This is a genomic window from Natrinema salinisoli (assembly GCF_020405205.1).
GTDB lineage: Archaea > Halobacteriota > Halobacteria > Halobacteriales > Natrialbaceae > Natrinema > Natrinema salinisoli.
In genome coordinates, this window is record NZ_CP084470.1 from 1 (window position 1) to 12,460 (window position 12,460).

At 57.5% G+C, this 12,460-nt stretch carries 10 protein-coding genes and 1 pseudogene; 9 read left to right on the plus strand and 2 right to left on the minus strand.

The window, feature by feature from the left end:
- Window positions 1–220: 220 nt before the first annotated feature.
- The 5 genes and pseudogenes from LDB05_RS20795 to LDB05_RS20815 all read left to right on the plus strand — a co-directional run bounded on the left by LDB05_RS20795 (window position 221) and on the right by LDB05_RS20815 (window position 4,997).
- Complete coding sequence (locus tag LDB05_RS20795) at window positions 221–1,090, plus strand: ParA family protein (protein WP_226008137.1); 870 nt, start codon at window positions 221–223, stop codon at window positions 1,088–1,090.
- A complete protein-coding gene (locus tag LDB05_RS20800; protein WP_226008138.1) occupies window positions 1,087–1,512 on the plus strand; it encodes a DUF7970 domain-containing protein in 426 nt (141 codons plus the stop codon). The genes LDB05_RS20795 and LDB05_RS20800 overlap by 4 nt, the downstream gene beginning before the upstream one ends.
- 777 nt (window positions 1,513–2,289) lie before the next feature.
- The gene (locus LDB05_RS20805; protein WP_226008139.1) at window positions 2,290–2,871 is read left to right on the plus strand and encodes a DUF7342 family protein; all 582 of its coding nucleotides are present in this window, start codon (window positions 2,290–2,292) and stop codon (window positions 2,869–2,871) included.
- Window positions 2,872–2,874: 3 nt separating this feature from the next.
- Window positions 2,875–3,332 (plus strand): annotated as a pseudogene (locus tag LDB05_RS20810) (hypothetical protein).
- A gap of 525 nt (window positions 3,333–3,857) precedes the next feature.
- Window positions 3,858–4,997 (plus strand): tyrosine-type recombinase/integrase, encoded by a 1,140-nt coding sequence (locus tag LDB05_RS20815; protein ID WP_226008140.1) that lies wholly within the window; start codon window positions 3,858–3,860, stop codon window positions 4,995–4,997.
- A 269-nt stretch (window positions 4,998–5,266) separates the two neighbouring features.
- Here LDB05_RS20815 and LDB05_RS20820 read toward each other — a convergent pair whose 3' ends face one another.
- Both LDB05_RS20820 and LDB05_RS20825 read right to left on the minus strand, forming a co-directional pair.
- Entirely contained in the window at window positions 5,267–6,115 is an 849-nt protein-coding gene (locus tag LDB05_RS20820; RefSeq protein WP_226008141.1) for an IclR family transcriptional regulator, read from the minus strand.
- A 390-nt stretch (window positions 6,116–6,505) separates the two neighbouring features.
- Complete coding sequence (locus LDB05_RS20825; RefSeq protein WP_226008142.1) at window positions 6,506–7,540, minus strand: alcohol dehydrogenase catalytic domain-containing protein; 1,035 nt, start codon at window positions 7,538–7,540, stop codon at window positions 6,506–6,508.
- A gap of 371 nt (window positions 7,541–7,911) precedes the next feature.
- On the opposite strand from LDB05_RS20825, the gene LDB05_RS20830 reads away from it, so the two are divergent.
- The 4 genes from LDB05_RS20830 (at window position 7,912) to LDB05_RS20845 (ending at window position 12,408) form a co-directional block, all read left to right on the plus strand.
- Entirely contained in the window at window positions 7,912–9,318 is a 1,407-nt protein-coding gene (locus LDB05_RS20830) for an extracellular solute-binding protein (protein WP_226008143.1), read from the plus strand.
- A 21-nt stretch (window positions 9,319–9,339) separates the two neighbouring features.
- On the plus strand, window positions 9,340–10,275 hold the full coding sequence (locus LDB05_RS20835; RefSeq protein ID WP_226008144.1) for a carbohydrate ABC transporter permease: 936 nt from the start codon (window positions 9,340–9,342) through the stop codon (window positions 10,273–10,275).
- Window positions 10,275–11,150, plus strand: a complete 876-nt coding sequence (locus LDB05_RS20840; protein ID WP_226008145.1) for a carbohydrate ABC transporter permease — start codon at window positions 10,275–10,277, stop codon at window positions 11,148–11,150. The genes LDB05_RS20835 and LDB05_RS20840 overlap by 1 nt, the downstream gene beginning before the upstream one ends.
- Before the next feature lie 85 nt (window positions 11,151–11,235).
- Window positions 11,236–12,408: an ABC transporter ATP-binding protein gene (locus tag LDB05_RS20845; RefSeq protein ID WP_226008146.1), complete on the plus strand. Its 1,173-nt coding sequence runs from the start codon at window positions 11,236–11,238 to the stop codon at window positions 12,406–12,408.
- The last annotated feature ends 52 nt before the right edge of the window (window positions 12,409–12,460 follow it).

The following is a 12,460-nucleotide window of genomic DNA, read 5'->3' on the forward strand; positions in this document are numbered from 1 at the left end:
AAGATACTTAGAGATATGACTTAGATACTTATCTTTGACGAATTTCTTAGCTGGTAGTTCAACCGAAATCTGTCTGTTGGAGGTCTAAATACGCTGTATATGTTATCTGGGGCCCTAATCTAAGAATCTTAGATTAGTGTCTAAGGTATCTTACTTAGCTATCATTCTCACATACCTTGTCTTGCGAACTTTCATATCTCAGTAACTCATCGGAGACAGTATGCTCTCATACACAGTCTATTCCGAAGCAGGTGGCGTCGGAAAAACGTCGCTGACAGCAAATTTGGCCGCCGCGCACGCTCGTGCCGGTCTCAAACCGCTGGTCGTCCCGCTGGATCCGCAGGATGGCGATCTCAGTCGACTGTTCGGCGTCGACGATGACCGAGCCAACAGCGACGCAGACAACCTCGTCCGGCACATGGTCAACGCTCCGAAAGGCCCGTTCGAGAGTCTCGTCCGAACTGCGGGGGGCGTCGATATCATCCCGGAGCACAACATGCTCTCGGATCTCTCGGATCACCTCGCTCGGGAACAAAAGAAGGCCGAGGACTTCGGTGACGCGTACAACATCTACGCGCAGCTCCAGCGTGTTCTCGCCGACGCTGGTATCGCGGATCACTACGACGTCCTGATCTGTGATCCGCCGGCGACTGAATCGGACCACCTCTACAACGCGATCTATGCGACGCGGAACTTGGTGATCCCAGTCGAACCATCGGCGAAAGGTGAGGCGTCGGTCGAAGGTCTCGAGGAACTCGCGACGAACTTCGCCGACAAGCTGAACATCGAAGTGGGTGTGCTGGCCGCTGTGCCAAACGGTTTCAAGAATACAAACGACCAGCGCGACGTCATCGACGCGATCGAGTTCCCTACGCCCGAAATCATCGGCGACCGAACTTCGATGCTCGAGGGATGTTGGCGAAAGCAGTGTTCGGCGTTCCAGTACGTCCAAGAGCACCGTAGTCGCCAGCGTGACTACGAGATCGAGACGCTCGCCCAGTACGATCGGATCGCACGCTATCTCGAGAACGAGTCCGACGTCGAGGCACCGAACCCGCCAGAACCCGGCACGCTCGAGGTGGATGCATGACTGGATTCAAGAGCGGGAGTGCTGGGGATCCGTTCAGCAATAGCGGTGACAGCGACGATGACAACGATGAGCCCAGTGATCCTGCCCCGTCACTGAGGGACGATACGGAGCCACGTGCTGAGTCCAGTGTGAACCGTGACCAGCACCGGGACACCGATCGCACTGAGTCACCGTCAGTCGGCAACGGCCTCCCCTGGATCTACGAGCGCGACAGTATTACCGACGGGCGCGCGAAGACAGTGCAGCTCCACCTGCAGCAGTCGACGCTCGACCGGCAGCGTGAGGCTCGGACGGACGTCGGACACGTACTTGGGGAATCAGTGAAAAAAGCCGATCTTCGTGAGGCTGCCCTCTTGGTTGGCCTCGAGCAGATCGACGACGTCGCTGACCAGCTTCGGGAATGGGGCTACGATTTCGAATGAACCGCTTCTGGTTCAAGTAGTTCGAGATACTATCTTACGGGCTCTCCACTGAGAGCAAGCTGGGTATCTCATGGTTGACCTCAAGCGGTTCTCAGTTGTCCTCTCAATATCGGACATCACGAACCCCGGCTGCCCTGATATTCGTTGTATCCGGCTTTGAAGCCACTTTTCCCACCCTCGAGAGCGAATTACCCGATTGAACCGCGTAAGCATCTCGTCCTCGGACCCAAGCAGCATTTCGTTGGGAGTAGATCTGTCTTAGATATCTATCTTAGACAAGAATCTTAGATGTAGGTGGGACAAGAGAGGTACCGACAGCGGTCAAGAGAACCGGACAAGATCCGATCCGTTGACCGCGTAGAGTCCCTCGCTCGACGCGGCCAGTTCTGCGTTCATGACCGTATCGATCTCCTACTGTTTCGCACCTGTTCGTCGGTCGATTGCCGCTAGCGTCCGTCCCGTGGGAACATACAGTAAATAGTTGGGACGCGGTGACTGCCTCGAGCTCAAGTAGTAACGATCTGTGGGCACAACTCGGTGAAGCGGGTGGTGTCTCTGCTGAATCGAACGGAGTCTCGATCCAAGAAGAGAAATTTACTCTGATAATCACGACCACTTTCACGTACCCCGACGCTGTCCGGTAAGCACGAATCGTGGAACCACCTCACGATGCTGTTTCCCTTGCGTAAAGCCGACAAAACCGGGCTCCGAGTTTACTCTGGCACCCCTCAGCCAAAGTCGATAAGATGGCTAAGCGGTAGCTTCGATATAGGACTAATGATCTCAATCTATATTAAGACAGAGCACGAACTGAGTTGTATGACCGAAGATGAATTAAACTCCAAGGGTCTGATGAAACGCCAGACTACGGGCGAAGACCGTGTTCGGATGGTCGCCCGGCAACTATCTGAGCCACGGACAGCCAACTGGATCGCTTCCGAAGCGGGCTGGTCACACGAGCCGACCAAACGCGTCCTCGAACGGCTCGTCGATGATGGCATCCTCCACCGCGACGAAACCGGTACTCACACGACGTTTTACCCTGATTATCGCCGCCAAGCGCTGCAGGAGGCGATGCGTCTTCGAGACAGCGGGCACACTGTCGAGGAGCTTACAGACCGTCTTAGCGACATGAAGGCGGAGATCCGGGACTGGGAGGATGAATTTGGTGTCGAGTCACCGAACCAACTTCGCGGGACGCTCGCCGACGAGACACTGGACGCCGACGAGGAAGACCGTCGTCGTGAGATCGCACGCGATTGGGAGCACCTGCAGCGACACATCAAAATTGTCGGGTTCGCCATCCGCGAATGGGATTTCCTCGCCCCGACGTCAGAGCCCGCTGATGCCAGTAGCTAACGGATGTCGGTCCCACATCCGGGTAGCGACCCGAACGCGAATCTCTACGCCCAGCTGAAACGGGACGTTCTCGACCATGTGCCACAAATCAGTACGGTCGAATACGTTCCCGACGATATCGAGGCCAAGCAGCTGCGGGCGAGTTTCGATCCGGTCCGCCTTGACCCCCGACAGGCCCTGATTCGCCGGAACTGACCGTTAAGTGGTATCGGCAGGATCCTCACGATTGGTTTCGAGTCGATTACACCGATCCAAACACGGGATTTCACGCTGGCTGGCACCAGGATGTGGACCATCCCGATCTCGGGCGGGCGCATTTCCAATACTCTGCCGCCGATGAGGAGGACCGCTGGGGAATCACGTTCGAACACGTGATTCCCTCCCTGATCCTCTGGGAAATGGTCGACGAGCTCCTCGAGGACGTTCGTCCGACGTACCAGTACGCGAACGAGGAATCATGACTCCCGGCAAGACACTTTTGGTACTAAATCAAAATAGCGCGGTGGCTGATTGCACTGTCACAACTACTCGAAATCTCTGGGGCTGATAACACGTTGTTGAAGATGGAAATGGAGTTGGGTAGTGGCGGAGCTATACTTGTGTTTGCGCGGCGCCTGAGAGGCTACACTATCCGGGCACTCGGAAATGCTACGAATTAGTTGTCAGATCAATAAGAACGCATATTTGGAGAGCGCCTAAAGCAGTTTCCGCACTCCGGTTCGGCTGAAACCGCGCATTACAGCCCCGCTATACCCGCTGTAGTCTCAACCCCCTCACCCTCACAATTCTGTATAGCTATATTTAGTTTACTAGTTAGAATTCGGCCGTGTTGTGACTTCTAACCGGTGCTATTGTTGAAATAGGCCCACCATCAGAACACACTTGATTAGCTCAATAATCAAGTGTAGTTTTATGAGTGTCCACTCCCTCTGTGAATCACGAACGATGGTACCCAGCAGGAATCCGGGTCTCGAGGGTGATCGAACGTGAAATCCGAATCGACGTCGGTCGCCGACCCGCTCGAGGAATTCCTTCGATCGAAATCGAAGGGCGGTGAGGGAAGCGGGAACTACCGACGAAACCTCGAACGCTGTATCGAGGACTTCCTCGAGTGGCTCGAGGCAGATCCCCAATCGGGGGAAACGTTCGATGACCTGGACGCACGAACGTTCCGTCGGTACGCTCGTGAGCTCACGGGACGGGATCTCGCGCCGGGAACGGTACAGACGTACTACGCACAGGTCAGTGCCTACGTCGGCTGGTGCGTTCGGGAAGGGCTCCTCGAGGCGAACTACGCACAGCGCAACGTCGCGAAGGAACCGCTTCCGGAAAACGACGGACGTCGATCAGGGGATCAGCAGGCCTGGACCGACGAACACCGGCTGTTGATAACCCGTTACGTCGATACACGTGCTCACGATGCTGCCGACGAGAAGGGGCTGGGTGCGATCAAAGAGTTCCGTGACCGAGCGCTCGTCTACGTCCTGTGTTACTCCGGTGTCCGTGGTGGTGAAATCTTCGCGGACCCGAAAGACGATCGCCGTAATGGGCTCCAGTGGGGTGACGTCTCCTTCGAAGACCGGAAGATGACTGTCCTCTCGAAGAAACAAGACTGGTCCGATCGTTCGCTGACTGAGCAGGCCATAAATCCTATGCGACGATACAAAGATTTGCTCAGTCCCGCCACCGATGACTGGCCGGTATTTCCGACGTTTCACCTTCCAACGCTCTACGAGACCCTTCGAACGGGACTCCGGACCGAACACGGGTGGTCAGAAGGAAAAACCGAGACGTTCGTCGATGATCTCACTGGTCAACGCGAGGTGTTCGAGGCCCTTCGGGAGTACGAACTGGCTCCTCCCTCGATCAACACTGATGGGGCTCGTCGGATCATGCGACGGCTTTGTGAGGACGCAGATCTTGACCTCGAGGGGAAACACGGGTATCTCGCCCCACACGGTGGCAGGCGTGGAGCTGGCGAGGTGATGGTTCGGCAACGCGGCTTTACCGCCGCTGCTCGACTCTTGGACAATAGCGAAGCAGTCGTGCGAAAATCGTACTCCCATATCGAAGCGAAAGAGATGGCCAAAGACGCCGGCGATGCGTTTACCGAACACGACTCGTGAACCGCGTGACCGTCATCGGATTTAGCGCTGTAACTCGAACCGAGAACGGGAGGAACTGCACGAAGAAACTGTCATTTCGATCGTCTCCCGTCTTTGTTCTGGTCCTCTCGCTGAACCCATTTTGGCCGACGTGACCGACGTTGGCCTTCCATTCATATGACTGTAATAGTTGATCGACTCGTTACAGCATTTACATTCATATGTTTGTAAATCATGTGTTTCTCGTAACCCGATCGTAGTACCATTCGTTCCTGAAACCGCTATCGCCATCAGTTCCCCGTGAGCGTTACCTGGATCGATTTCGTCGTGCTCAGTACTTGTCCCGTAATATCTTCTTCGAGATATCTTCCGTTTAGCCGATCGACCGGGCCAGTGACACCGAGGGCAGCGGTCCGACAACCACCCGTCGTCGGAATTGTCGCTGCAATCCCGACGATCCCCTCGTAGTGTTCTCCTCTGCAGAACGCTGCGCCGTCGTCACGAATGCGTCGTACCTCTTTCATGAGGTCGGCGGAGTCAGTGATCGTTGCATCAGTAAACGATTCGCGGTCGTTCTTTTCGAGCATCGTCTCGAGTTTATCGTCCGACATCGATGCCATGAGGCACTTACCCGGCGCGTTGACGTGGAGCGGTAGCCGATCTCCGGCGTGAAATCGCGGTGTCCAATCCACATCGTCTTCGGCTATATATACCGGCACGGCGTAGTTCTCTTCCCTGATAAACAATGTCGCTGTCTCGCCAGTCGCCGTCGCCAGATTGTCGACTGCTTCCTTGCCAGTCTGGTAGATCGGCAGGTCGCTTCGTGCCCGTTTACCGAGTGATAGCATGCTTAGCGATGGTTCGTACTGCCCGTCGCGCTTGACCACGTACCCCTGTGCACGGAGCGTCGATAGATGGTTGTGGGCGACGCTCTTGGCTACATCGAGCTGGTCGGAGAGTGCCGTAACGCCCATCGGTTCCGGCGTCTCGACGAGCGTTTCGAGTATCTCCAGCGACGTTCTCGTCGCCTCGACCGCGTACTCTGGCGTTTCACTCATTCTGATATCGTCTACGATGTAGGGGACTAAAACACTGTTCACTATAGCAGAACGATTTCGCCCCGTGTCACCTCTTGGCACTTCGTGGGGTATACAATGATCTTTCATACGGGTTCAAATATTAGAAGAAACGAAGCTGCAATATTCGTGTTCATTTCTACAGAACAACTGGGGGCAGTCAATGAGACGACTGATAGCACCGTTCATATCCGGCCCCGGCTTACCCATCGCTCCAGTTGGAACAGCAGCCAACCATTGGTAGCCGACGAGGATATCGATAGAGGACTGTTCGACGCTTTCTCGAACTATTCGCCGACGGAAGTGATGGGTGCGTTGTTGTAACCGATCGACCGCTCTGTCTTCAGTACGGCTTCCGCGTTCGTGCCCCTCGGCGATTCTCATCTCGAGCCGTTCGGTAGCTCGATAGCGACAACATCCACGGAGAGGGTCGTCACAGATGGCCCCAATCGATTACTCTGAGTCGGGAATGACGACGTGTTTCAGTCCGTCGCCGTTCTCCATCCGCTCGAATGCCGTCGGTAAATCCTCGAGACTGATCTGGTCGGTAATCAGGGAATCGGCCTTGATCCGTTCGTGTTCGAGCAGCGTGACCGCCCGCTCGAAGTCTTCGGTCGTCAGTGAGTACGATCCTCGGTAGCCCACTTCGTCGAAGAAGACGTCGAAGGGGCTGATCTCCATCGTCGCGTCCTGGTCTGGAACGCCGAAAATGAGGGTCGAGCTGCCCTTCGCTGTCACTGCGTTGGCCTGTTCGATAGTTGGAACGAGTCCGATGGCCTCGACGCCGACGTCGACGGGTCCGCCCGCGGCCTCCTGGATAGCCGTCACCGGGTCGTCGGCTTCCGCTGGGTCGACAACGACGTCTGCCCCGAGTTCTGCGGCGAGCTCTCGGCGCGCTTCGTCGAGCTCTGAAACGACGATCGGTGCGGCACCGACGTTGCGGAACGACTGAAGCAAGAGCAGTCCGATCGGACCTGCGCCGATGATAGCGACGCTGTCCCCTGGATCACAGTCGACCTGACCGACCCCGTGGAGACAACAGGCCAACGGTTCGGCCAGTGCGGCTCGCTCGAACGGCATGTCACCGATCTCTTCGACGTTCGTCTGTGGAACCCTGACGTACTCGGCGAATGCGCCGTCGATGACGCTGTCGGCGGCCCCGCCGATGCTCGTGTTGTTCTCACAGAGGTGGGTCTCGCCGCGCTTGCAGTACGTACAGGCATTACACGGGACTGTCGGGTTGATCGCAACTCGATCGCCAGTCTCGTACCCGGTGACGTCCCTACCCACCTCGGCAACGGTCCCGGCGCTTTCGTGGCCTAACACCAGTGGGGTCTCCACCGCGAACGAGCCGTGATACATGTGAAAGTCGGTCATGCAGACGCCACACGCACCGACCTGAACCAGTAACTCGTCGTCGGCCGGAACCGGTCGATCGCGCTCCTGTACCTCCACCGATCCGACGTCTGTCAGCGTTGTCGCACGCATTGTTAGCTGTTCTCCGTCCGATAGTCTGCCGTCGATGCGATTCCACTCACGTACCGCGTGCAGTCTCTCGTTCTCATGATTCGTAATCGCTAGGCGTCGGCCCTGCTGGTTTCGTTCGGACAGCGCCGACACGAGGAGCACGTCGAGCGTGGCTGTCTCCCACTCTCGAGTGACGTCCTCTGAGCAGGCATTCTCGGATCCTCTATTAAAACTTGTCACGTCCTCGCGGCTACATGACCTGCGAGACGAACTGGAGAGGCGGTGGAACGTTGCTTTCGTGCCGATTTACGTTTTTAAGAAGTGTGACATAACTAATCAATGGATAGTTTTATTATTAGGCAGTAAGTCGGTTGGCAACGAGGTCGGCAAATATGACCAGCAAACGTAGCGGACGGAAGAGGCGTAACTTTATCAAAGCTACCGGTGTCGGACTGCTTGGCGGCCTTGCAGGTTGTACGCGAGGCGGCGACGAGGCCAGCGATGGCAACGGAGACGGGGCCGATGACGTCGATCTCTCCGTGAGCGAATTCCAGGATGCTGACATCGATTGGCAGCAGTTCGAGGGTTCGACGATCAATATCGGTGCTGTCCAGCACCCGTGGGTCGATGCAATCAAGCCGGCTATTCCCGTATTCGAGGAACTAACCGGGATCTCTGTCCAGTGGAACGTCCTGCCCGAGCAGGAATTCCGAACCAAGCGCCTCACTGACGTCAGCACCGGTGCTGGCGAGTGGGACGTGTTCTTCCTCGATCAGGTCGTCAACCAGTTCCGCGAGGCCGGGTGGCTCCAGCCGCTCGATCCCTACTTCGACGACGACAGTATGTACGACGAGGAGTGGTACACGATGGACGACCTCTTCGAGGCCACGCGCTGGCAGGCACACGGCGGTGGCTACAGCGATACGTGGACCGGCATCCCGATCACTGTCGAGGTCCAGACGCAGTTCTATCGGACGGACCTCTACGAGGAATACGACCTGGAGGTCGCCGAAACACTCGAGGAGTTCGTCTCGAACGCACAGACCATCCAGGAGAACGAGTCCGACATGGTCGGAACTGCCGGTCGCGGTCAGAAAGGATACGGGATGAACATCTACATCCTCAACACCTTCATCCGCGAATACGGGTCCCAGCTGTGGGATGACTACCCTGACGACTCGGGGCTAGACTCGGAGGGTGCCATTTCGGCGGCCGAGTGGTATGTTAGTCTGCTTCAGGACTACGGTCCGGACGGAGCCTCCAGCCAGACGTGGTCGGACGTCCTCTCGACGATGCAGTCCGGAAGTGCCGGCCACATCGTCTCGGACGCAAACCTGTTCTGGCCGAGCTTGACCGATCCGGAGGCCTCGGATGCAGCCGACAACATCGGGATCGCGAAAACGCCGGCACCGGCCGACGGCGAGTTCGCACCGAACGCATACTCCTGGCAGATCTCGACCTCGAAGAACGCCGATAACTCCGAGGCAGCGTTCCTGTTCATGCTGTGGGCGTCCTCGGAACCGACCAACACTTGGCTCCACCTGAACAGCAGTGCGGCGTTCTCGGTGCGTCAGTCCGTGTGGGAGAACGACGAGTTCCGTTCCCGTGTCGGCGACAACTTCGCACAGGTAACGCTGGAGTCGCTTCAGGCGGCCGCACCGGATCCGTTCGACGCCAAATATCCCGAGTGGGGACAGACCTACTCCGAGGAACTTCAAACCGCCATCGCCGGTGATCAGAGTGCCGAAGAGGCGCTGACCAACGCCGCGACTGCAGCGGAAGACACTGCTGACGAGTAATATCCGGTTGAGAGTATCCAAATGAGCACCCCAACTCAAACGACGAAGTCCGACCCGTCAGTACTGGTGAGGCTACGGGACCTGTGGAACGATTACCTGCCGTACTGGTTCATGGCGCCGATGGTGCTCGTGATGTTGCTGATCACGATCTTCCCGGGCGCGTATGACCTGTACCTGAGCCTCGTCGAGTACAAGCTCTCCGAGCCGGGGACGATGGGGCAGTTCAACGGGCTGGACAACTTCCGGACCGCGTTCACCAGTGGCGGCGCAGTCAACTCGTTCACCCTGACAATCATCTTCGTCAGCGGTGCGTTGGCGCTCGAGACCGTCCTCGGGTTCCTGCTTGCAGCACTCGTGACCGGCGTCAAGTCCGAGCGGATGAAGACGTTCTATCGCGTCGCGTTCATCCTCCCGATGGCAGTCGCACCGGTCTCGCTTGCGACGATCACCAGGATCATGTTGAACTCCGAGATCGGTGTCATTCCCTACATGATCACTCAGTATACGCCGTTCGCAGCGCCGAACTTCCTCAGCGACATCCCACTACTGACGGTGATGCTCGTGGATACGTGGAACTGGACGCCGTTCATGTTCATCATTTTCTACGCCGGCATGTCGTCAGTCCCCGAGACACTGCTCGAGGCCTCGAGGGTCGACGGCGCACCACTGTGGCGTCGCTACGTCCACGTCATCATTCCGTACATGAAGCCGGTGTTGTTCGTCGCCATTCTGATCCGGTTGATCGACCTGTTCCGAACGTTCGGATTGGTATTCAGCCTGACGAGCGGTGGTCCCGGAACCCAGACGGAACTGGTGAGCATCAATATCTTCCAGACCGGATTCACGTTCGTCGACCTCGGCGCTGCGAGTGCCATCGCGATCGTCTATCTGGTCGGGATCATTGCCCTGTGTAACATCCTGATTATCAAGATCGGGTTCGAGGGGGTGTGGGAATAATGGCAACCATCGATAGCCCGGAGAAACCTGAACGGCTGCTCTCGAGGACCACGCGGGAGCGTCTCGTCGCCGCGGGTCGACACGCTGCGTTGCTCGTGTGGTCCTTCGTGGTCCTCTTCCCGCTGTACTGGATCGTCTCGATGTCCCTCAAGCCGCCGAGCGAGGCGATCTCGCTTCCGCCAGACTGGATCTTCCTACCGACGGTGTACAACTACGTCCAGTTGCTCCAGCAGTCGAGTTTCATCACCGCGTTCGGGAACAGCGTCTTCATGGTGAGCACGTCGGTTGTACTCGTCTTGCTGATCGGTGTGCCGGCCGCGTACGTCCTGTCGCGGTACGACGTCCCGAAACAGCGGGACGTGCTCGTCTGGATCCTCTCCTCACGGATGCTTCCGCCGGTCGCCGTCGTCATCCCCTTCTTCGTCATCTTCCGGACGTTGAACCTTTACGACACGCGAATCGGGATGATATTCATGTACATTACGATCAATATCTCGGTCGTGATCTGGGTCATGAAGGCCTTCTTCGACGGTATCCCGGAAACGCTGGAAGAGGCAGCGCGCGTCGACGGTGCGACGCAGTTCCAGGCGTTCCGGAAGGTGATCCTACCGGCGGCCAAGCCCGGTATCTTCTCGGTCGCGATCATCAGCTTCATCTTCGCATGGATTGAGCTGCTGTTCTCGCTAGTGCTGACGAACAACAATGCCGTGACGGTGACGATGCAGGTCTACCAGTTCATCGGCGTGCGCCAGATCGAGTGGGGAATGCTCGCAGCAGCGACGACCGCGACGATCATTCCCATCGCGTTGTTCGTCATCGTAGTCAACAAATACCTCGCTGCCGGACTCAGCTTCGGCGTGGTGGTCAAAGAATGAGAACTCATCGCTTCCGATCGACAGTATCGATGCCGAACTACGCCCGCGCGGCGGGGCTAATCAGCTGCACTCTCGAGACAGAATAATGGCACGAATTGACATCGACGACGTGACGAAACAGTACGGAGCCGGCGGGAACGAGATCGTTGCCGTCGACGACGTTTCCCTGCAGATCCAGGACGGCGAATTCGTGGTTTTCGTCGGTCCGTCCGGGAGCGGAAAGTCGACGCTCCTCCGGATCGTCGCCGGCCTCGAAGAACAGACGGAGGGCGACGTTGTCATCGGCGACACGATCGTCAACGAACTCGAGCCCCGGGCGCGGAACATCGCGATGGTGTTCCAGAACTACGCGCTGTACCCGAACATGACGGTCGAAGAGAACATGTCGTTCGGGCTCAAGATGTCGACGGATCTCTCCGCCGACGAGATCGAGAGCCGCGTCCGCGAGACGGCCGATACGATGGGGATCGAACAGTTGCTGGATAACACGCCCGGGGAGATGTCGGGCGGCCAGCAACAGCGAGTGGCGCTGGGACGGGCCATCGTCCGCGATCCGGACATCTTCCTGATGGACGAGCCACTCAGTAACCTCGACGCGAAGCTCCGAACGGAGATGCGAACCGAAATCAACCGCCTCCAGAACGATCTCGACGTGACGACGCTGTACGTGACACACGATCAGACGGAGGCGATGACGATGGGCGATCGGCTCGTCGTTCTCAACCACGGAGAGATTCAGCAGGTCGGCACGCCACTGGAGTGTTTCTACCGACCAGCAAACCAGTTCGTCGCCGGTTTCCTCGGCTCACCCTCGATGAACTTCTTCAGCGGCACCGTCGAGGACGGAACGTTTGGGGCCGACGGCTTCGACTACGACCTGACAGAAGGGATGCAGATGGCGGTCGCCGATCGCGACGAGCTCGTACTCGGCATCAGACCCGAGGATTTGTCGCTCCACGAGACGGACAGCTCACCGCACGAGTTCGAGGCCGTCGTCGACGTCGTCGAACCGATGGGAAGCATCTCGTACGTCTACCTGCAAGCCCAGGACCAGTCCGGCGATCGAACGTTCATCGTCGAAACGGACGATCAGTATCCGATCACCGAGGGACAACACGTCTACGTCGAGATTCCGGATCAGAGTATTCATCTGTTCGACGCAGCTGGTGGTGAGACGATCCATCAACGCCAACTGGATGAGGGAGCCGAAGTCGCACTTCAGGAGCGAAAGCAGACCGTTACCAATCCAGCAGAGTGACGCCGAGCCACTAGCTGGCGCTGTTTCGGCCTCTTCGACCAACCGATTCACA

What these genes read in the sequence shown, in the direction of transcription:
- LDB05_RS20795 (WP_226008137.1), top strand. Translation starts at nt 221, where the DNA reads ATGCTCTCATACACAGTCTATTCCGAAGCAGGTGGCGTCGGAAAAACG.
- LDB05_RS20800 (WP_226008138.1), top strand. Translation starts at nt 1,087, where the DNA reads ATGACTGGATTCAAGAGCGGGAGTGCTGGGGATCCGTTCAGCAATAGC.
- LDB05_RS20805 (WP_226008139.1), top strand. Translation starts at nt 2,290, where the DNA reads ATGATCTCAATCTATATTAAGACAGAGCACGAACTGAGTTGTATGACC.
- LDB05_RS20825 (WP_226008142.1), bottom strand. Translation starts at nt 7,540, where the DNA reads ATGCGTGCGACAACGCTGACAGACGTCGGATCGGTGGAGGTACAGGAG.
- LDB05_RS20830 (WP_226008143.1), top strand. Translation starts at nt 7,912, where the DNA reads ATGACCAGCAAACGTAGCGGACGGAAGAGGCGTAACTTTATCAAAGCT.
- LDB05_RS20835 (WP_226008144.1), top strand. Translation starts at nt 9,340, where the DNA reads ATGAGCACCCCAACTCAAACGACGAAGTCCGACCCGTCAGTACTGGTG.
- LDB05_RS20840 (WP_226008145.1), top strand. Translation starts at nt 10,275, where the DNA reads ATGGCAACCATCGATAGCCCGGAGAAACCTGAACGGCTGCTCTCGAGG.
- LDB05_RS20845 (WP_226008146.1), top strand. Translation starts at nt 11,236, where the DNA reads ATGGCACGAATTGACATCGACGACGTGACGAAACAGTACGGAGCCGGC.